20 protein-coding genes are annotated in these 20109 nt (G+C 48.6%); 9 read left to right on the top strand and 11 right to left on the bottom strand.

What is annotated here, in order from left to right:
* Positions 1-2: 2 nt before the first annotated feature.
* The 3 genes from BP71_RS16710 to BP71_RS16700 are packed head-to-tail and all read right to left on the bottom strand — an operon-like array spanning position 3 to position 1793.
* The gene (locus tag BP71_RS16710; RefSeq protein WP_496381167.1) at positions 3-368 is read right to left on the bottom strand and encodes a DUF7009 family protein; all 366 of its coding nucleotides are present in this window, start codon (positions 366-368) and stop codon (positions 3-5) included.
* Positions 365-1198: a formate dehydrogenase accessory sulfurtransferase FdhD gene (gene fdhD, locus BP71_RS16705; protein WP_496381165.1), complete on the bottom strand. Its 834-nt coding sequence runs from the start codon at positions 1196-1198 to the stop codon at positions 365-367. The genes BP71_RS16710 and fdhD overlap by 4 nt, the downstream gene beginning before the upstream one ends.
* Positions 1199-1202: 4 nt before the next feature.
* Complete coding sequence (locus tag BP71_RS16700) at positions 1203-1793, bottom strand: molybdenum cofactor guanylyltransferase (protein WP_496381163.1); 591 nt, start codon at positions 1791-1793, stop codon at positions 1203-1205.
* A gap of 83 nt (positions 1794-1876) precedes the next feature.
* Between BP71_RS16700 and BP71_RS16695 the strand changes: the two genes are divergently transcribed.
* Positions 1877-2920, top strand: coding sequence for a hypothetical protein (locus tag BP71_RS16695; protein ID WP_496381161.1), 1044 nt, complete (start codon positions 1877-1879; stop codon positions 2918-2920).
* A 130-nt stretch (positions 2921-3050) separates the two neighbouring features.
* Positions 3051-4157 carry a tRNA 2-thiouridine(34) synthase MnmA gene (gene mnmA, locus BP71_RS16690; RefSeq protein ID WP_496381159.1) on the top strand — a complete coding sequence of 369 codons (1107 nt, stop codon included), beginning with the start codon at positions 3051-3053 and terminating at the stop codon, positions 4155-4157.
* Positions 4158-4235: 78 nt separating this feature from the next.
* On the opposite strand, the gene rlmB is transcribed toward mnmA, so the two are convergent.
* From rlmB to BP71_RS16675, 3 genes are all read right to left on the bottom strand, one after another.
* Entirely contained in the window at positions 4236-5006 is a 771-nt protein-coding gene (gene rlmB / locus BP71_RS16685) for a 23S rRNA (guanosine(2251)-2'-O)-methyltransferase RlmB (RefSeq protein WP_496381158.1), read from the bottom strand.
* On the bottom strand, positions 4982-6199 hold the full coding sequence (locus BP71_RS16680) for a GWxTD domain-containing protein (RefSeq protein WP_496381857.1): 1218 nt from the start codon (positions 6197-6199) through the stop codon (positions 4982-4984). Before BP71_RS16680 ends, rlmB begins: the two co-directional genes overlap by 25 nt.
* A 150-nt stretch (positions 6200-6349) precedes the next feature.
* Positions 6350-7240: an SDR family oxidoreductase gene (locus BP71_RS16675; RefSeq protein WP_496381156.1), complete on the bottom strand. Its 891-nt coding sequence runs from the start codon at positions 7238-7240 to the stop codon at positions 6350-6352.
* An 83-nt stretch (positions 7241-7323) separates the two neighbouring features.
* On the opposite strand from BP71_RS16675, the gene BP71_RS16670 reads away from it, so the two are divergent.
* Positions 7324-8034 (top strand): DNA alkylation repair protein, encoded by a 711-nt coding sequence (locus tag BP71_RS16670; protein WP_496381154.1) that lies wholly within the window; start codon positions 7324-7326, stop codon positions 8032-8034.
* A 6-nt stretch (positions 8035-8040) separates the two neighbouring features.
* Here BP71_RS16670 and BP71_RS16665 read toward each other — a convergent pair whose 3' ends face one another.
* Entirely contained in the window at positions 8041-8961 is a 921-nt protein-coding gene (locus tag BP71_RS16665) for an aspartate carbamoyltransferase catalytic subunit (protein WP_496381152.1), read from the bottom strand.
* Positions 8962-9504: 543 nt separating this feature from the next.
* Between BP71_RS16665 and BP71_RS16660 the strand changes: the two genes are divergently transcribed.
* The gene (locus BP71_RS16660) at positions 9505-11223 is read left to right on the top strand and encodes a T9SS type A sorting domain-containing protein (protein ID WP_496381150.1); all 1719 of its coding nucleotides are present in this window, start codon (positions 9505-9507) and stop codon (positions 11221-11223) included.
* Between the two features lie 347 nt (positions 11224-11570).
* Entirely contained in the window at positions 11571-12017 is a 447-nt protein-coding gene (locus BP71_RS16655) for a transcription elongation factor (RefSeq protein WP_496381148.1), read from the top strand.
* Here BP71_RS16655 and BP71_RS16650 read toward each other — a convergent pair.
* Positions 12014-12727: a YebC/PmpR family DNA-binding transcriptional regulator gene (locus BP71_RS16650; RefSeq protein ID WP_496381146.1), complete on the bottom strand. Its 714-nt coding sequence runs from the start codon at positions 12725-12727 to the stop codon at positions 12014-12016. The two genes, BP71_RS16655 and BP71_RS16650, sit on opposite strands and share 4 nt — an antisense overlap.
* 117 nt (positions 12728-12844) lie before the next feature.
* Between BP71_RS16650 and BP71_RS16645 the strand changes: the two genes are divergently transcribed.
* Positions 12845-13303, top strand: coding sequence for a GNAT family N-acetyltransferase (locus BP71_RS16645; protein ID WP_496381144.1), 459 nt, complete (start codon positions 12845-12847; stop codon positions 13301-13303).
* Positions 13304-13721: 418 nt separating this feature from the next.
* Positions 13722-14678 (top strand): methylenetetrahydrofolate reductase [NAD(P)H], encoded by a 957-nt coding sequence (gene metF, locus BP71_RS16640; RefSeq protein WP_496381142.1) that lies wholly within the window; start codon positions 13722-13724, stop codon positions 14676-14678.
* Positions 14679-14703: 25 nt separating this feature from the next.
* Here the strand turns inward: metF and BP71_RS16635 are convergent, their stop codons facing one another.
* The gene (locus tag BP71_RS16635) at positions 14704-15024 is read right to left on the bottom strand and encodes a heavy metal-binding domain-containing protein (RefSeq protein ID WP_295920921.1); all 321 of its coding nucleotides are present in this window, start codon (positions 15022-15024) and stop codon (positions 14704-14706) included.
* Positions 15025-15242: 218 nt separating this feature from the next.
* Here BP71_RS16635 and BP71_RS16630 point away from each other — a divergent pair, with 218 nt between their 5' ends.
* Both BP71_RS16630 and BP71_RS16625 read left to right on the top strand, forming a co-directional pair.
* Positions 15243-15818, top strand: a complete 576-nt coding sequence (locus BP71_RS16630; RefSeq protein WP_496381140.1) for a nitroreductase family protein — start codon at positions 15243-15245, stop codon at positions 15816-15818.
* 2 nt (positions 15819-15820) lie between these two features.
* Positions 15821-16798, top strand: coding sequence for an ABC transporter ATP-binding protein (locus BP71_RS16625; RefSeq protein ID WP_496381138.1), 978 nt, complete (start codon positions 15821-15823; stop codon positions 16796-16798).
* Between the two features lie 6 nt (positions 16799-16804).
* Here the strand turns inward: BP71_RS16625 and BP71_RS16620 are convergent, their stop codons facing one another.
* Both BP71_RS16620 and BP71_RS16615 read right to left on the bottom strand, forming a co-directional pair.
* A complete protein-coding gene (locus BP71_RS16620; RefSeq protein WP_496381136.1) occupies positions 16805-19324 on the bottom strand; it encodes a DUF5686 and carboxypeptidase-like regulatory domain-containing protein in 2520 nt (839 codons plus the stop codon).
* The gene (locus BP71_RS16615; protein ID WP_496381855.1) at positions 19321-19926 is read right to left on the bottom strand and encodes a SanA/YdcF family protein; all 606 of its coding nucleotides are present in this window, start codon (positions 19924-19926) and stop codon (positions 19321-19323) included. Before BP71_RS16615 ends, BP71_RS16620 begins: the two co-directional genes overlap by 4 nt.
* Positions 19927-20109 lie beyond the last annotated feature (183 nt).

Here is a 20109-nt window from a genome sequence, read left to right as displayed (position 1 = left end):
GGTCAGCAGGTTTTGTTTGGGTTTTCATAGTTGTCGGACTGGTCCTCGGATACATTGTCCAGACATTTGAAATCTTTTTCGATCAAAAGATATAACGAACGACCGTCATCCAATGGCATGTTTGTCTCGAAGCCGATCCGGTCATTGACCGTCCAGTTTTTCAGCAAACCGCCAGGTACGAAGAGTGTTATTTTCCCGCCGTCGAACCGGGCGGTGAGGTCGTTATCCTCAGACTTCTGAACGACATATGCAAGTCGGGAGGCTCCAAAGGAAGTAGTTTCTTCCAGATATCCTTCTTGTTCAAGCGTGTGGACCTCCGATTTGGATAATCTGTAACGGACTGAATTTCCGTGGATGCGTATTTTCATAACAATTGAAGCCGGTCGCTGCCGGTGTAAATGTTGAATCTGTCTTTTTTCAGAAACCCGATCAGAATAATCCGGCTGTCCTCCGCCAGCTGCACCGCCAGGCTGGATGGGGCGCCGATGGCTGCCACAACCCGGATGCCAGCCATTGCGGCCTTCTGGATCAACTCAAAGCTGGCCCTTCCGCTGAGCAGTAGTATACGGTCTTTCAGCGGAAGGCCATGGAGCAGTAATCTGGAGCCGATCAGTTTGTCCAATGCATTATGCCTTCCCACGTCTTCGCGCAGGGCCTCAAAGTTGCCCTCAAAGTCAAACAATGCGGACGCATGCAGGCCGCCGGTACTGCCGAACACGTCCTGGTGGTGGGTAAGCTGCTCCATCAAGTGGAATAACACTTTCCTTTGCAATGCTAGTGGCTCCGTACTTGTCTCATAAATCGACCGGGTTTGAATAGCATCTATACTGGCTTTGCCGCATACGCCACAACTGGATGTGGTGTAAAAATTTCTTTCCAGTGAGCCTAGCTGTGGTTCGAAATCATCGGGGCAGGTTACAACGATCCGGTTTTCACCCAGCACCGAAGTATTAATGTCTGCGATCTGATCTTTTGAATGGATAATGCCTTCGGTGAACAGGAAACCGGCGGCGAGCTCGGCATCATTGCCGGGCGTACGCATTGTTACCGATATGCTTTTGGTAAATTTTTGTCGACCCGGCCGGTAGGCAATGCGTATTTCGAGCGGCTCTTCGACGGCGAGCTGGTCGTCGAATTCCTCCCTTTCGGTATGGCTCATCCGGATGACAGGATGGGTTCTTACGGGACTGATCTCCATTTTATTACTTGTTTTGGCTGGCGAGTTCCTGCATTACGGCATGGAAATCTTCCAGCGTATCCGCACTCATCATGGTTTTTTCAGAAATGGGCTGATATTTTCCTGCCTCCTGCTCTTTCAGAAACCTTTGCAGTGAGCAAGAGCCACTCTGAAACATTTCTGTCAATGCAGGCGCCGCTAACCGGGAATACCAGCCCAATAGTGGTTCATACCAACCTTCTTGATTATAAAAGGCGGCGGCAGTCAAATCCTTCTCGGCAAAACGAAGAAAATTGGCAAGTTCGGAGGTGCTGAGATAGGGGTAATCACATCCGGCGACAAGAAAGTCATTTCCCGGAAATTTTGCGAAGGCCGTCAGCAACGCGGCTGCCGGACCGGAATTTACGAATGCGGGAAGGTCGGATAATTTTTCATAATCGCTTTCCAGGGTGCTGAGCTGGTTTACATTGCAACAGATAATCACTTTTTTGCAAAGCGGTGCGAGTAAGTCGGCAACGTGGTCGTGCTGGGGTTTCTGATAGTAAATCAACCGGCTTTTGTCGGCTCCCATCCGCGAACTCTGCCCTCCGCATATCACCAATCCGTACAAGCTCATAAGTGAGGCATTAAAGGCCTGTTAGCCGTTATTATTCGTTCCCGAACCTCGAACAATCGGTCAAATATCCGTAACTTCCTCGTATGGAACAGGGCGATGTTAAAATTTTAAAGAAAAAACCCATCTATCCGGTCAGCCCGGAACTGAGGAAATACCTGCGTTTTTATCAAAGAGATGCCAGGTTGCCTGTTGCCTACCACGATCTCCTGAATTTTTACGAATCTTTTCCTGTAACCGACAAGAATGGGAAGGATACGCTCTGGGAAAGCCCGCTTTATCCGCCGCATGAGCTCGAACGCTTGCATTCCGGACTAAAAAAAGTCTATGCGATGTTGAAAGCCTCCGGTAATTTACGGATCGTCGAGCACAAGTACATCGATCGCATCGACTACTGTAAATTCGGAAACTCTAATCCGTTCCGGGTCAGGATCGTAAACCGGCTCAATGATATTTATGATTACTTCTATGTAAAAAAGGCCGATTCTTCCCGCATTTATGGCCTGGAACTGGAAGAGATCTTTTCCCCGAACCAGGTCAATTACCTGGTGGACGGTGAAACGCTGATAGAAGAACACATTGCCGGTATTCCCGGAGATGAATTCGCCAAGACGAGGCTGGGACACACGGACTATAACCCGATCCGGATTGCCAAGGAATTCGTAAAGTTCAATGAGCGGTGTATGATCACTTTATTGGGTGATATGCGCTCCTACAACTTCGTCATGCAGATAACCCCCGACTTTGACGATTTCCAGTTCCGGCTGCGTGCGATCGATTTCGACCAGCAGTTCTATGAAGGGAATTTGAAGGTTTATATGCCGCAGTTTTTTAAGGAAAACAGGCCCTACGTAGAGCTTGCGATGGAATATCTCACAGATAAAACCGTCCTGCAGTATCAACAGGAAGAGCAATCATCGATCATGTATCAGGCCAGAAGCGAAAGGCACCGGCTGCGGGAGCTGAGGGATGTGTGTATCAAGGATAAAATCTCCACCATCGATAATATCCATCAACTCAGAGAAGGCTTAGCGAAGCATTATTCCGACATGCATTACTATAAATGCGAGACGATGACGGAGATTATTGAGCTGAATATCAAGAATGTAATACGTCAGGTGATATCCTGAACTTCCTCCAATGCTGCCGTTTTATGGCAATTAATCCATACCTTTGCGGAACTGTATGGCGATTGCCCGCAGCTAACGATTTTCAATTCAAACAAATCGGAAGGCATTCAACCTTCGGCAGATTACTACAATGAGTAAACACGGACGCATTCTCGTCGCCATGAGTGGCGGCATCGACAGCTCTCTCGCGGCTGTAATGTTACACGAACAAGGTTATGAGGTCATCGGAATGACCATGAAGACCTGGGACTACGCGAGCAGCGGTGGTACCAAAAAAGAGACCGGCTGCTGTTCACTGGATTCCATCAACGATGCCCGGAACATTGCAGTAGAGCTGGGTTTCCCCCATTATATCCTCGATATACGCGCTGAATTCGGTGATTATGTGATCGATCATTTCACAGGCGAGTACCTCGAAGGCCGTACTCCCAATCCTTGTGTGCTTTGTAATACGCACATTAAATGGGACGCGTTGCTCCGTCGTGCCGACAGGCTCGATTGCGAGTTTATCGCTACGGGCCATTATGCCAATATGCAATTCCATAATGGTCGTCACTATGTTTCAAAAGGTATCGATGCATGGAAAGACCAGAGTTATGTGCTTTGGGGCGTATCACAGGAAAGCCTTGCGCGGACTAAGTTGCCGCTGGGCTACCTGCACAAAACGGAAATTCGTGAAATGGCGCGTGAAAGAGGTTTTATAGATCTGGTCAATAAGTCGGAGAGCTATGAAATATGCTTCGTACCGGACAATGACTACCGCGGGTTTTTGAAAAGGCGCATTCCTGGCCTCGAAGCTGAGGTAGCCGGCGGGAATTTTGTTTATGAAGACGGAACAGTCGTGGGCAAGCATGAAGGTTATCCATTTTACACCGTCGGTCAGCGCAAAGGCCTGGGGATAGCATTGGGACGTCCTGTTTTCGTGACAGAAATCCGAAAGGAGACCAACGAGGTGGTACTCGGCGACATGCCCGATCTTTTCCGGGATGGAATGCTCGTGAGTAAGCTGAATTTGCAGAAATATGCTTCAATTGACCAACCCCTGGAAACAGTGACCAAAGTACGCTACAAACACGACGGAACGCCGGCCGTGATCGAGCAAACCGAGCCCGATCGTATTATTGCCCGTTTCCATGACGGGGTCAATGGCATCGCGCCCGGCCAGGCCGCAGTTTTCTACGAAGGTGATGATGTAGTAGGTGGTGGCTGGATTATGAAGAGTTTTCGCCAGGAGTAGCTAAGCCGCTTATAAAAAAACACCTGACACAGAGGAGTTCAATCCAATGTTGTCAGGTGTTTTTTGTTGGAAAATTAATTATTTAATGCGTTGTCTTACAGCTTCATAGAGTACAATCGAGCTCGCCACGGAGACGTTGAGCGACTCCACCTGTCCGTTTAAGGGAATTCTTGCCCCGCTATCAGCCAGATCTATAAATTCTTTGGAAATACCATCTTCTTCCGATCCCATAATGATTACGGTTGGAATAGAAAAATCGATATCATATAATGATTTTTCCGTCTTTTCCGTACAGGCAATGATTTGCAGGCCACTGTTCCTGAGATAGGTAAGCGTTTCGTACAGATTAGGCTCCCGGCATACAGGCAGGAAGTTCAATGCACCCGAGGACGTCTTCATCGCATCCGCATTGATCTGCGCTCCTCCTTTGGTCGGAACGATCAATGCCTGCACGCCAGCACATTCCGCTGTACGGGCGATAGCGCCGAAGTTGCGGACGTCCGTGATTCTGTCGAGCAATAACAGCAAAGGTGTTTTGCCATCTTCATACACCTGCGTCAGCACATTATGCAAAGGCATATACTGAATCGGCGACACAAATGCGATGACACCCTGGTGGTTTTTGCGGGTTACGCGGTTCAGTTTTTCAACCGGCACACGCTGATAGGGGACGCCAAGTTCTTTGGCGAGTTTTTCGATCTCCGAGAGTCCGAGTTCTCTCTGGATAAACAACCGTTCGATTTCTTTTCCTGAACGAAGGGTTTCCAGTACTGATTGTGTACCAAAAACCATGTCGGCCTGTGATTGTTTGGGGGCTGGTTTTCTTACCGTATACTTCCGTTTCTCCATGCTTCTACTACTGGATACCAAATCGGCTGGTATTCGGCGTAGCGAACCAGTTCATAATGATCATCCACAAATTGATTGTTTCTTCTGTTAAAAGTAAAATTGACATTCTGGGCATTGCCCTTGTGATCGTAGGTCCATACCTCCCGGTCTTTGCTCCGCTGTACTTTGTCAGGCGGGCCCAGGACGATATAGATCATGCCTTTATCGGTTTTCCAGCCTTCTTTGTAAGTTGTAAAAAGTTGATTGGCTTCTTCCACACGTCCATAAAAAGAGCGGATAGATTGCTGAGCCAATGGCGCATTGCCATTCATCAGCGTCAGCCAGTACTTGTCCAGCGCTTTCTTAAAGTCTTCGGCTTTCTTGATTTCGTTGATCTCGTTATTGGTGCTCATGTAGAGCAGCGGGCCCAGCAGGAATTGCGGGCGTGTCACCTTTGGAAACCGTTCGTTAACGACCAGGATGCCTAGCCCTTCCGACTGGGTTGTGTCTGCGAAGATGTTGTAAAGGCCTTCCTTGCTGAATTGCAAAGGTTGGTTGGCATTGATGGTAAATGAGCTGTCAACTTCAAGCGACTTGCTTACGTTTTTCGGCGCAATGTTCATCGGCGAACCAGCCGGTTCAAAATCGTGGCTGTAATAGTACACATGCAGCTGGTCATTTCCGTCACCCGCCTTTTTCAGTGTAAACTGTTCGTTTGTATTGATATAGTGCCGCTGCAATGGTTGTGTTGCATTGCTGGTGTATACGCCGTACATCTGGTTTACCGACATCTTTTTGAAGTGGATAGTCAGGTCATTGAGCACTTTTTTGAGCGTGCCGGTCTGACTGATCTCGCTCAGAAGTACGCCGTAATCACGGTTAGGGCTTTTCAGGTCGTAGGAAATGACGATCTTATCCCCGATCCGCGAAACATTGGAGGAATCGAGTTTTACATTGCCATAGCCAAGCCTTTCTCTTGTTCCGTAATCCGAGTAGATGACGTAGTTGAGATTGTAAAGCTTGACGAAGTCGGCAGGAGTAACTGCATTTTTGCCCTTGAAAACATCTACATAAAGGAATACTTTGGTTTGTGTAGTGTCTTTCAAAAGGTATTTGCTTTGAATGGCAACCAGCGAAAGTTCCTCATTTACCGGCGCATATGCCTGCTGCTGCTGTTCCGTCGGACGCACCTGGGCTTCCGGCAACTGCTTCATCGATTTGTTCGAAGACGCGCAGCCGGCCATCGCAAAAATGGCCATTATGGAGATGCAAAAGCGAAAATCTGTTCTCATGTACGTGTTTTCATCATTTGTCAAATAACGAAGGAACGGGCAAAATTACCCAATAAAACGGGAATAAAATTTTTATTCTGAACGTTGTCCGCCACGGGTCGCATTTTTGATCTGGTCCTCGATGTCATCCCATTGATCGTCAGTTACTTCTTTCAGAAAGTTGAACTGTCCTCCCGCCAGTATTTCACCCCCATCCAGCGTGACCACCTCGCCGGTCATATACGCGGAAAAATCGGAAATGAGATATGCTGCGAGGTTTGCGAGTTCCTGATGGTCCCCGGTGCGGGCGAGGGGAATCCTGTTTTCGAATGCAAACTTACCCGCAAGTTCCTCTGGGAATAGCCTGTCCCAGGCGCCTTTGGTAGGAAACGGCCCCGGTGCAATGGCATTGAGACGTATGCCGTATCTGGCCCACTCAAACGCCAGTGATTTCGTCATGGCCAGCACGCCAGCCTTGGCCATTGCCGAAGGCACCACCCAGCCCGAACCTGTCCACGCGTAAGTAGTGGCGATATTCAGGACGGTTCCGCTGATACGTTTTTCGATCCAGTACTTACCGAGGGCCAATGTGAAATAATAGGTTCCCCGGAGGACGATATCCACGATCGTGTCCACAGCCTTGTACGACAGCCGTTCGGTAGGACTGATGAAGTTACCCGCCGAGTTGTTGACAAGGCCATCAATTTGTCCGAAGCGTTCAACCGCCTGCGCGATGACCTGCTCAATCTGTTCGGTCTTCCGTACATCGCATGCGATATAGATGATGTTCCCGCCCGTAGCAGCGGCCAGTTCGTTGGCCGTTTGTTCTAATATATCCTGTTTCCTGCTGCAAATGACGACATTAGCACCGAGCCTCAGGAAATAGGTGGCCATCGATTTCCCTAACCCCGTTCCGCCGCCGGTAACGATGATTGTTTTGTTCGCTAATGAACCTTCCCGGAGCATTCCTTCTGCATAGGTCATGGTTGATGAATTTAGATCACAGTTGAAAAGTTAATTTTTATCTGAAACCGTTATATTTTCAATGTAAAACAAATCTTCCGGATATGGAGCAGGTGAGGGAAATTATGAACCAGTTAGCTGCACTGGGTACTGAACAGACGCTGAAAACTTTCAGGAATCACGGTGCTGTGGAGCCACTGTATGGGGTCAAGGTCGGTGATATGAAGCAGATCCTGAAAAAGCATAAGAATGATCACCAGCTGGCGCTGGATCTTTTTAAGACAGGGAATTCGGACGCGATGTATTTAGCGGGACTGATGTCCAGGCCTGCATTTATGACCCCTGAAGTCCTGGATGAGTGGATAAGTGGCGCATCGTGGCATATGATTAGCGAGTTTACCGTCGCCTGGAATGCTGCCGAAAGTCCGTACAAATTCGAAATGGCCAGAAAATGGATCGAGTCGGACGATGAATTGACGGCCGATGCCGGCTGGGCTACATGGGGTTGCATCATGGCAATCACGCAGGACGAGCATCTAGACAAGGCAGAAATAGATCAATTGCTGGACCGGGTGGAAAGAGAGGTGCACTCGGCACCAAACCGGGTCCGGTATGTCATGAATGGTTTTGTAATCGCGGTGGGTTCCTATTATGCTCCGCTTTCCCAAAAGGCCATGGAAGTAGCGCTGCGGATAGGGAAGGTGTATGTCAACGTCGGGAATACGGAATGTAAGGTGCCTTTCGCCCCCGACTATATCCGCAAGGTTTGGGATATGGGAAAATTGGGACAGAAACGAAAAGAGGTCAGGTGCTGAAACCTATTATTGCTGGGCCAGCAGATAAAGTACCGCCATTCTCACAGCTACGCCATTTTCGACCTGGTTGAGGATAATGGAATGCTGGGAGTCGGCCGCATCGGACGAAAGCTCCACGCCGCGGTTGATAGGACCCGGGTGCATCAGTACGATCTCCTTGTTCAGTTCGTCCAGCATGGCTTTGTTGATCCCGTAATACAGTGAATATTCCCGGAGTGAAGGGAAATATTTGATTTGCTGCCGTTCCAGTTGTATACGCAGGACGTTGGCTACATCGCACCATTGCAATGCTTCCTTTACATTATGGCCAATCCTGACGCCCAATTCGCCCAAATGTTTGGGGATCAGCGTGGACGGGCCGCAAACCATCACTTCGGCACCCAGCTTTTGCAAGCAGAATATGTTGGACAATGCAACGCGGGAATGGGTGATATCGCCGATGATCGCGATTTTCTTGCCGGCCAGGTCTCCCAGTTTTTCGCGCATTGAAAAAGCGTCCAGCAATGCTTGTGTAGGGTGCTCGTGGGTGCCGTCACCGGCATTGACGACGTTGGCCGGAATACGGGTCGAAAGATAGTGTGGAGCGCCGGGACTGCTGTGACGCATCACGATCATATCCACCTTCATGGCCAGAATGTTGTTGACGGTATCCAGCAGCGTTTCTCCTTTTTTGACAGAACTTCCCGAGGCGGAAAAATTAACTACATCTGCCGAAAGCCGCTTTTCGGCCAACTCGAATGACAACCTGGTACGGGTAGAATTCTCGAAGAAAACGTTGGCAATCGTAATATCCCGGAGGGATGGAACTTTCTTGATAGGGCGGTTAATAACTTCTTTAAATTGAGTCGCAGTATCCAGTATAGTTTGAATGTCGTTCTCGTTCAGGTTTTTGATTCCAAGTAAGTGCCGGACCGAAAGTTGTGTCATTGCTGGTATTCAAGAAAGTTTGGCAAAGATAATAAGGAAGCCGTCAACGTGAAAATCAAATGCGGTTTTTCGGTCATCTAATCGTGTCGGGTGTGGATAAGAAACTGGATGTGAGTTATAAGTATTTCCAAAGTATGGAACATTTTCGCCCGCCCGTGACTACTTTTCCGCAGGTAGAATAATTTGAATTGATGCCCTTATTTTCCGTAGAATAAGTTATTGAGTAAAAGAAGAATTTATTTGGAAAATCACAATTATACTTGTTACCTCTTTAGTATTTTTGTTCATACCGCTGGATTTAATGAGTCCTTCCGGTTAGCGTAGTTCTCCTGTTTCTAAAAGTAAATAAACAATTATCTGCAAAAAACGATTGGTGGCCGGGCTGCGCAATGGCGTGACGAAGGTTTGAGGGAAAAGTATGGTCGTGGCTGTCAGTTTTTTGCCGAAAATACACCGGTTCCGTCCGTTTGGATGGCAAAGCACCCCCTTTTGAATCTTTTCATATTCTTTCGTTTCAGTGTTTAATTTCTTAACAACCTTGCTATGCGCATAAAGTTCTATCTGCTTTTTATTTTTCTTACAACTTACCAGACTGTCTGTGGGCAGGTTAACGTCAATTTCCCCCCAGCTCGAATGGTGTTTCAGCGCAATCAGGGCGGTAGTGCAAATGTGTTTGTGACCGGAACTTATGTGTCCGCTCAGACAGCCCGTATCGAAGCCCGGCTGACAACACGGGCGGGGGAGCCAGGTACTTCCACGAACTGGACAACGATCGCTTCGAACCTAAGCAATAATGTATTTTCGGGCTCACTCAGTTCCAACGGAGGGCGCTTCGATCTGGAAGTCAGAGCAGTCAACAGCGGCGGGCAGCAACTCGGGGCTTCGGCGACCATCGAGAAAGTAGGGGTCGGAGAGGTGTTTTTGATTGTAGGCCATTCCAATGCTGCCGCTGCAAACAGTGCGATGACCGGTTCCAACAGCGATCTCGTAAATACCATCGATCTCAATGCAAATCCTGCATTGAAATTACAATACTTTCAGAGCGGTAACCCGGACAACCTGCCCGCTCTCCAACCTACTCCTCTCTGTCAAACCTGCGGGATTGCGCCCATGGGCGAGTATCCATGGTTCTGGTCGAAACTGGGGGATTTGCTGGTCAGCGCCATGAATGTACCGGTCCTCTTTTACAGCGCAGCTTTCGGCGGGAGCAACATGGGATATTTTTATAAAGCTGCCTATGATATCCCGTTCGATCATGGTTTTATCAAATACAATATCCGTATGCCATATGTGAACCTCCGGAATGCGATGAACAAATATGTGCCGAGAACCGGGTTGCGCGCGGTTCTTTCTGCACATGGTATTAATGATGGGGATACAACCGCGGCCGGATTCTATTTCAGAAGCCTGAAGGTTATGGAAAAGTCTCGCAACGAAGCAAATTACCAGGATCTGGCCTGGCTGGTGGCGACGTCGTGCTATAACAATGGCATCAGGCAGGATTTTACCGATGCTCAAAATAATCTTATCAATACCGTTCCTAACACGTTTCGTGGCGCGAACCTGAATGCTATCGACAATTCCGGCAGATACGACGGTTTACATTTCAATGAAGCGGGCCAGATGCAGGCGGCACAACTCTGGCGGGACGCGATCATGGATCCTTCCGTCAACGTGCTGGGTAATGCCAAGTCGCTGATGGCCACGCCTCCCCCGTTGCCTCCGCCGCCATTGCCGGTGACGCTCGTGAGCTTTAATGCGAAGAAAGCGATGAATGGGTTCAATGAGCTGGAATGGGTCACGAGCTCGGAAACCAGCAATGATTATTTCGAAGTTCAGAAAAGCAGTGATGCAATCCGGTTTGAGCCCGTCGGTACGGTAAAGGGGGTCGGCGACAGTAAAGTGACGAACAGTTACCACTTCACGGACGAGATGCCGGGATCGCGCATTACCTACTATCGCCTCAATCAGGTGGACTACGATGGCACGGCCACACTTTCGAGGATCGTAGCGGTTCAAACCGGCGAGAAGAATGCTGGTGAATTCGTTTTTCCGAACCCTTCCCAGCATGTCATAGAAATTGCAACCGAGAACGGATCGATCGTGAACAGTTTGAGACTATTTGATTTGAATGGCAAAGTCCTGCTTCAAAAACAGCAAAGCAACGAATTGGACGTTTCGGATCTGAATCCAGGCGACTATTTTGTGGAGTTCAAAACCAGTACCGGTGTCCTTGTAAGGAAAAAAGTAACCAAGCTGTAACGAAGTCATCTCGTTCGGCGGGTTTGCCGACGGGGTATTTACTTCCTAATAAACTTCAGGGAAGTAAATGCCCCTTTCTTTCTGCATCATTCACCCGATCAGGGGAAATGCCTGAACAACCCTACCCACTGTAACAAGGTGGGGGGCAGGCATAGGTGTGATCAAGGTTGACTTGTTTGACCTGATAATACTTTTTTCCGGGTGCAAGGGCAGATAGCCAGCGCCAGGTATTTGCTACCGCATGCCATTCGTTTGATGTTTTCAGGAATCTTGTCGCCAAGGCATGTGTGTAGTATGGCATGCTTATCTTTGCACCTTTTCAGGACAAATCACCAATCCTCTTTTGTATGGATAAAGCCGCATTGATCATGCATTTGAAATCACTTTTAGGCGAGCGCATGCAAGTGGCGTGGGATGCTATGGAGGCTGCCCAGGCATCGGCGAATGACCAGGGCAAGAGTTCGATGGGTGATAAATATGAAACGTCCCGTTCCATGGGGCAGCTCGACAGGAATATGCACGCCCGGCAATATGAACAGGCCAGGCAGGAAAGGCTGATCCTCGAAAAAATCAATGAAAGCGATATCCCCCTGAGAAGCGCGGTGGGGACGCTGCTGGAAACGACCGCAGGATGGTTCTTTATCGCGGTAAGTCTGGGGGCCGTAAAAATAGAAAATGAGACCGTTTTGGCAGTCTCATCTTCGTCGCCGGTAGGTGCTTCGCTTTTGGGTAAGGAGGCTGGCGCTTATTTTGAATTTATGAAAAAGCAGCACAAAGTATTGGCGCTGCATTAAGCCATGTTGTGGTAAACGCGCTGGACATCGTCGTCGTCCTCGATCTTCTCGATCAGCTTTTCTACTTCTGCAACCTGCTCATCCGACAATGTTTTGGTGTCGTTCGGAATGCGGTCGAAGTCTGCTTCGACGATCTCGTAGCCATTTTCTTCAAAATAATGCTGCAATGCGCCGAATGTCGAAAATTCTCCGTAGATATTGATGAGGTTGGTCTCCTCATCCAGAAATACTTCTTCACCACCCACGTCGATCAGCTCGAATTCCAGTTCTTCAAGATCTTTACCCGTGTTTTTGATCTTGAAGATACATTTCCGGTCGAAAATAAAGTCGAGCATTCCCATGGTGCCGAGGCTTCCGCCGAGTTTGTTGAAATAACTTCTTACGTTGGCTACCGTGCGGGTAGGGTTATCGGTCGTGCTTTCCACGAGGATCGCGATGCCGTGCGGGCCGTATCCTTCATATACCATTTCCTTGTAATCGTCCTGATCTTTGGAGCTCGCACGTTTGATAGCCCTTTCGACAGTCTCCTTGGGCATGTTCACTGCCTTTGCATTTTGCAGTAGCACCCGGAGTTTGGAGTTGGTGGCAGGGTCGGCGGTGCCGTTTTTCACTGCAAGGACGATATCTTTCCCGATGCGGGTGAAAGTCTTTGCCATCTTATCCCACCGCTTGAACATCCGCGCCTTTCTGTATTCAAAAGCCCTTCCCATATTGATAATGTATAATTGGTTATTTTAATGTTGGTACCTTGGTATTCGTAATTGTGCCGCAAATTTATAAAAACGGTCAATATCAGATAAAAATAAATTCTTTCAAGCTACACGTTTATGGATTTGCAGCTGGACTGGCGCTTTCAAACCTTCGGGGAGCTCACCAACGATGAGCTTTATAGCATTCTGCGCCTGAGAAGCGAAGTGTTCGTAGTGGAGCAGCAGTGCTGTTTCACAGATATGGATAACAAAGATCAGGAATGCCATCACTTGTCGGGCTATCTGGATGGCAGGCTCGTGGCCTATTCCAGAATCTTGAAGCATGGACTTTCGTATGAATATCCTTCGATAGGGCGAATCGTGGTTTCGGGATTGGGCAGAGGCAGTGGCCTGGGCGTTGAACTGCTGCATGTTTCAATTGCCAGGTTAACTTCGCTCTACGGCGATGTGCCGATCAGGATCGGTGCGCAACGCTATCTTAAAGCATTCTACGAATCGTTCGGATTCAGGCAATCCGGGGAAGTGTACCTGGAAGACGGCATCGAACATATCGAAATGACCCGTCCCGGCCAATGAAACGGCCGGGAATGTTACGTTTTGGGGAATGATTTCCCAAAAGTGGTGAAATAGTAAACACACGACATAATTGAAAAATGTGTCAAAAACGTGTAAAAACAGGATCTTTTTAGAAAAATGTAGTAACTAATCTACATTTGAATAAAAAAAGTTTGATATAAATTGTTCGCTAATGCTTTCTTTAATAATTTGGCACAGAATTTTAGTTATTAGTATTCAGTCAAGCAAATTGTTGCTTTGGGACTGACGCCCTGTCAGAAACCCAATTCACATTTTTGACGAACACTGATAGAGGAGGGTTTACGTGGAATGGCCTACTGTAATGCGGTAGGCCATTTTTTTGTGCTCGTTGAATTGGTTTGGATACTGAAATGGCGTTCATTTGTAATCTTTTGCAACACACCACACCATTTCATACATGACCAAAGTTACCGAGTACATTCGCGGCGCGGAAGGCAAGACATTATTTTCAATTGAGATAATTCCCCCACTGAAAGGACAGAATATCAACGATTTGCTCAATTCCATCGAACCATTGATGGAGTTCAGCCCTCCCTTTGTAGATGTTACCTATCACCGCGAAGAGCTGATCGACCGGGTTGGTCCGGACGGTACCATCGAACGTATTCCAATCCGTAAGCGGCCCGGTACTGTGGGGATCTGCGCCCGCCTGATGGAGCGCTTCCACGTCGATGCGGTGCCTCATGTGATTTGCGGAGGATTTACTAAGGACGAAACGGAGGATGTGCTGATCGATTTGCATTACCTCGGTATCGATAATGTGCTGGTATTGCGGGGTGATCCCGAGAAATCGGCAGGTGTCTTCCGGCCGAAACCGGGTGGTCATACCTACGCGTCGGAGCTCGTGACGCAAGTGGATAATATGAACAAGGGCATTCTGCTTAATGCGGAAACCGAGATGTCGCCTACCAACTTTTGTATCGGCATCGCAGGCTATCCCGAAAAGCACTTTGATGCAGCGTCCTTTGATTCGGATTTTGCCCATCTGAAGAAGAAAATCGATCTTGGAGCTAACTATATTGTGACCCAGATGTTTTTCGATAACCAGAAATATTTCCGGTTTGTGGAGCGTTGCCGTGCAGAAGGTATCACCGTGCCTATTATTCCCGGTTTAAAGCCACTGTCTACGAAGAAACAATTGACCGTGTTAGCGGATATTTTTCACCTGGAGTTTCCGGCAGACCTTGTGAAAGAAGTTGAAAAATGCGCTTCGGATAAGGAAGTCCGGCAGGTAGGGATCGAATGGGGTATACAGCAATGCAAGGAGCTGATGTCCTTTGGCGTACCCGTACTGCATTTCTACACCATGGGCAAGTCCGACAACGTGGCGCAGATCGCAAGAGGCGTGTTTTGAAAACCGGGCACTGCGGTGCTCGGCACTACTCGTAGCACACCGCAGTGCCATTGGCGCTCACCATGAGCATCGAACTGCCGTTGCCGATCGTTTCCAGGTCGATATCCACCCCGATTACCGCATTGGCACCCAATCGCTGGGCCTGCTCCATCATTTCGCGGATCGCGATACTTTTGGCTTCGCGCAGTCCTTGTTCGTATGAGCCCGAACGACCGCCTACCACATCGCGGATGCCAGCCAGAAAGTCTTTGACGAAGTTGGCGCCTATAATAGCCTCACCATTCACCAGTCCGATGTACTTTACGATTTTTTTACCTTCGATATTCGGGGTAGTTGTAACAAGCATGCGTTTTGAGGTTTGAATAGGTGTTAATTGCGGGGCAAATTAAGCTTTTTGAAAAAAGAGACGTTGAAAATAAATGTTTAGTGGCAAAGTAGCACTAGTTCGGGGTAAAATTCCCTTATGATCTGAAAAATGATGTTCCTGTGGGCAGTTTTGAGGGGAAAAGGCCGAATAATCGTTAGTTTTGCCGCTTGAATAACATAAGCAGTAAATTTTTTGTAATGGAACAATCGGTAGAACTCGTTAACCATATTATCCGCACCAGACGGAGTATTTTCCCGCCCAACTACATTGAAAAGGATATCCCGGAAGAAGTAATCAAGAATATCCTGGAAAATGCGAATTACGCACCTACTCACAAGCGCACGGAGCCATGGCGTTTTATCGTGTTCAGAGGCGAAAAACTGCAACACCTGGCCAGCTTTTTCATGGAGCGCTACCGCTCGATCACTCCGGCAGAATCTTTCTCGCAGGCACGCTATGAGGCTGCCGGTGAAAAGATCCTGAAATCGGCCTGTGTGATTGTGGTGAATGCGCAGCTACACCCGAACGACCTTCCTGAATGGGAAGAAACGGCAGCGGTGGCTTGTGCGGTTCAGAATATGTGGCTAACAGCAACTGCCTACGGTATCGGCTCTTACTGGAGCAGCCCCGGCGTGTTGAAAGAACTGGGCGATTACCTGGGACTGGAGGCGGACCGTAAATGCCTGGGGCTGTATTATATGGGCTACCACAATGCGCCCGAGGTGGCCGCACGACGTAATTCATCCATTGAAGAGAAAGTGACCTGGGCCTGATCATGAAACAGGCCCGACCGACCCTGCGAGCGCATCAGATCACCAAACGTTTTGGCTCCGACACTGTACTTTCCGGCATCGACCTCGAGTTGTTACCCGGTGAGTGGTTGGGTATCCTGGGCGAAAGTGGGTCGGGCAAAAGCACCCTGCTACGCATTCTGGGACGATTCCTGGATGGGGAGCAGGGGCAAGTTTTTTTTAAGGGTAATATGCTTAGGCCGGTAAGTGGTGAACTGATCCCCGGACACGAAGCCATTAAGCTGATACACCAGGAGTTCGAATTGTTTCCGAACCAGACGGTGGCCGAGAACATCGCGTATTCACTGCGGTTTTATGAGGAAGATTACCGTCTCGAAAAAGTGGCGGAGCTGCTGGAAATGACGGCATTGAAAAGTGTGAAGGACCGGAAGGCTAAATTGCTTTCGGGTGGCGAAAAGCAGCGTACCGCCATTGCCAAGGCCATTGCTGAACTACCGGATGTATTGTTGCTCGATGAGCCGTTTGCACACCTGGACAATCATAACAGGCGCGTGCTCGCGGATGCGATCGAGCGGCTGCGGAAGCAACAAAAAATGAGTTGCGTTTTCGTGACGCACGAAGCGGCTGACGCGCTCGCCTGGTCGGACCGGATCGCAGTGTTGCGGGATGGAAAGATCATTCAAGTCGGTACGCCACAGGAAGTGTATAGCCAGCCTGTCGATAGCTATGTGGCAGAGCTCACCGGCGATATCAACTGGCTTGCGGGAGACAAGGATAAAAAGCAGTTCTATATCCGGCCGGAAAAAATAAAACCGACCAGAAATCCTGAGAAAGGCAAATGGCGTGGAAAAGTGGAGGCTATCCGCTTTCACGGAAATCACTGGCAGGTACGGTGCGTGAAAGGAAATGAACATTTGTCGTTCTACCGAAGTAAGGCCGATCTGGAAATAGGGCAGGAAGTACTTTTGACATATGCTTCCAAAGATCTCAAAAGCATCTGAACACTGTTACAGTTTAAACCAGAAGGAAATCTTCACCGCGAACGGCGTTACATTTGGGTTGTCGAGATAGGTGAGCCGGTGCAGGAAATCTACCCTTCCTGTTTTGAAAATATTATCAATTCCGTAGCCCACCTCCAGATAAGGTTTTCCATTCAACGGATTGAAAGCCAATGTTTTTTGTCCGCTTTCGTCGGTTGTTGTCGTCAGTGACAAGTTTGCATCGCTGATGCTTCCGTAAAATAGCCTCCCGGTTGCAAGCATCCGTAGTTTCAACCTTCGGATGGCAGGGATGCGGTTGAGTATAAATCCTTCAAAATTGTGCTCCATGCGCAAGGCAATGTACCGGTCGCTGATAAACTCGAAATAGCGCATCAGGTTATAGGCATTATCGACGTAGAAAAGCGACTCGTTGCCCAGTGGCGTATAAAGGAGCGGATAGGGGAGCGTGGAGGGAATATATCCAAATGTTACATTATAGTAGGTCCTGCCGGCGACGCCTGCGCGAAAACTCTGCTTGATATTGAAAGAGAGTTTGTTATAGTTGAAATCTCCTCCTAATAAATGTTTGATCCCCCAGGTGTAACGCAAGGTGAGCGCAGGTGAATTGCCGTTACCCATACTAATTCGCTCATTCTCATTCTGAAGAAATGTCTCTTTGACGGCCAGCCGGGTTTCCAGATTGATTTCCGTGATATCGAAGGCGCTTTTGACGGGAGAATCATCACCGGCTTTTGGGTCAACACGGTAACTGAACGGGAAAAGCGGGTCGAAATTGCGGTGGCGGATCTGGATACTCCCTGTAAGCCCTTTCACCAGTTCCCTTTTAAAATACGCCGAGATGTCTTCCTGCCAGTAAGGTCTCCGGAATGCACCAAATCTTGAAAAAGCTCCGAAAATGGTATTGGGTCCAATGGTTTCCGCCGAAACACCCAGTCGTTCCAGGTCTTTCGAATAGGAGATGCCGGCCATGGTCCAGGGTTTGCGGCTGATAATGTAGTCCATTCCTGCACCATATTTGAAGGCATGGTCGCGGGTACCGTATGCGCCGTATCCGCTGAAAATCCATTTCCTGCTGAACCCGCGATCGGTCCGGAAGCCCAACCTGAACCGGTGCCCCTCCACCTTATTGTTAGCATACAGGAAGAGATACGGGCCGACGTCGATGTTCCATTTGTCGATCTTTTGGTACCCGTTTACAAAAATATTCAGGACCTGGCTGTACGTTTTCACGACCGGCAATGCTTTCAGTGAGTCGACGAGCTCGAAAGTCAGCTTTTCGGCCGGGCTCAGATTTTCCGGACGGCTCTGCGCCCAGAATGTAGAGTCGTGGTCGCCGTAGTCTTCCTTGAGTTCGATCGTTGTGTCATAAAACCGGGCTTCCCGTGGAGCCTCAATCTTATATTTTGAGTTGGCAGAATAGAATTTCAAGAGCATTCCTGCTGTCTGCGGTGTAGGTTCGTTCACGTCGATGAGGACACGGGTTTTTGCGGGCAGCCAGGTCTTCTCATTGTCAGAAAGCTCGTAGGACTGTTGCACCTTGATTTTCTCGATGTAATTCAGGTTAGCCTCTTTGCCTACGCTGACGTCGATCTGGGTCAATGCAAATGTACCGCCATCTATCCAGAACGAACCGGTGAATGCGAGATCCTGCTTCTGACGCGGCTCGAATTCAATGTGATAGTCGTAACCAGCTCCATTGGAAATGCTGTCGGCGAGGTAGTACTCATAGTAAAGTTTCCAGCTATCGGAAATCGGCGACACAAAATCCTTTTGCAGGATATTGAGCCAGTTGTTATAAAAATTATACTGCTGAAATGTGGAGCCGATCAGTTGCGAGACGACGCTTCCGTCGGTGAGGCCCACACCCGATACTTTGGTTTTGTTGATGACCTCCTTTTTCTTTTTTGGATTCTGGCGATAGAAGACATCGGACACCGATTCCGAAATGAAGATCGGAATGATCGTCTCGCCGTTTTCGCCCTTCACCGCGTCGAACCGTTCTACGATATGGGTCATTTTCTTAACGGGCTTCCTGTTTCTGAATTTATCCGAGAGGTTGTCGATATCGATTTCTATCTTATTATAGCTCTGATACTCGTAAGCACTAAGCTCATCGGGATTGTTGTGCTTTCTGTTGGCGACCACCTTGCGGATAATGGCATATGCGGGATTTTCCCCTGCCAGGATCTTGACTTCCCGCAACTGCATGGCACCGGGCGTGAGCTGGATGTCTATGATTTGCTCGTGCTGATTCGGGACAATGGCTTTGCTTTTGGTCGTATAGCCAACATAAGTGACAAGCAGAGAGTCGGCAGGAGGCGAGAATGTAAGCTGGTAAACACCATCGAAGTTCGTGGTTGTGCCCGTAAGCTGAGACTTAATAGCGATGTTCGCAAATGGAATGGGATCGCCGGTAGTGGCGTCGGTGACTTTGCCTTTGATCACAAATGCGGTTTGGGAAAAGCTGCTCGCACAAATAACGGTGACGCAAAGCAGGATGGCGGTGATGTTCAGGAAGGCCTTCATTCTTCCCGCTCATTTTTCCCGATCTGGATATTGGAAGTTACGTCCGCTGCGGGGCGCAGGATATGAACATCAAGCACGGCCTTCGGGCGTGCGAGGTATTCGCGAATAAGGGTGCGGAATGAGTAGCCGTCGGGTACGTCCTGGGCTGCGAACGAAATAGCATTGATTCCCTCATTGTGGGCGATGTACAATGCACGGGCATTATGGAAATTCTGGGAAATGATCGTGAAATTGTCCTGGTTGAAGACCTCCTTGCATCGGACGATCGAATCGAATGTACGAAAACCGGCATAGTCGAGCGTCATGACGTTTTCCGGGATCCCCAGGTTCAGGAGTGCGCGCTGCATGTCCAGCGGCTCGTTGTAATACTGCGAATCGTTATTGCCACTCAGGATAATGTACTTGATTTTGCCTTCCTTGAACAACCTGGCGGTCGCTTCCATCCGGTATTTGAAAAAAAGATTTTCCTTTCCCTTCTCAGACTTTTTGCTGGTGCCAAGTACCAGCGCAACATCATTGGGTGGCAGGTTTTCGATGGAAAAATAGTTGTACTGCCGTGTACAGTAGACTACCCAGAAATTACAAAGCAAGATAAAAACCATGCAGGCAAATAATAGGGCTAGGATGATTTTGATCAATTTTTTCACCTGTACACGGGTTGCCATGTGAATCTTCAACTCCTGGGAATTCTGCCGGATTGCGTACATGTCGATCATTGTTCTGATCAACTATACGCAATCTAAGGGCCTTTGTGTTGCTGATTGTCAGACCGGTCCGGGCTGTTG

The sequence above is a fragment of the Dyadobacter ginsengisoli DSM 21015 genome (genome assembly GCF_059568735.1).
This window is presented reverse-complemented; position numbering and strand designations above follow the sequence as displayed.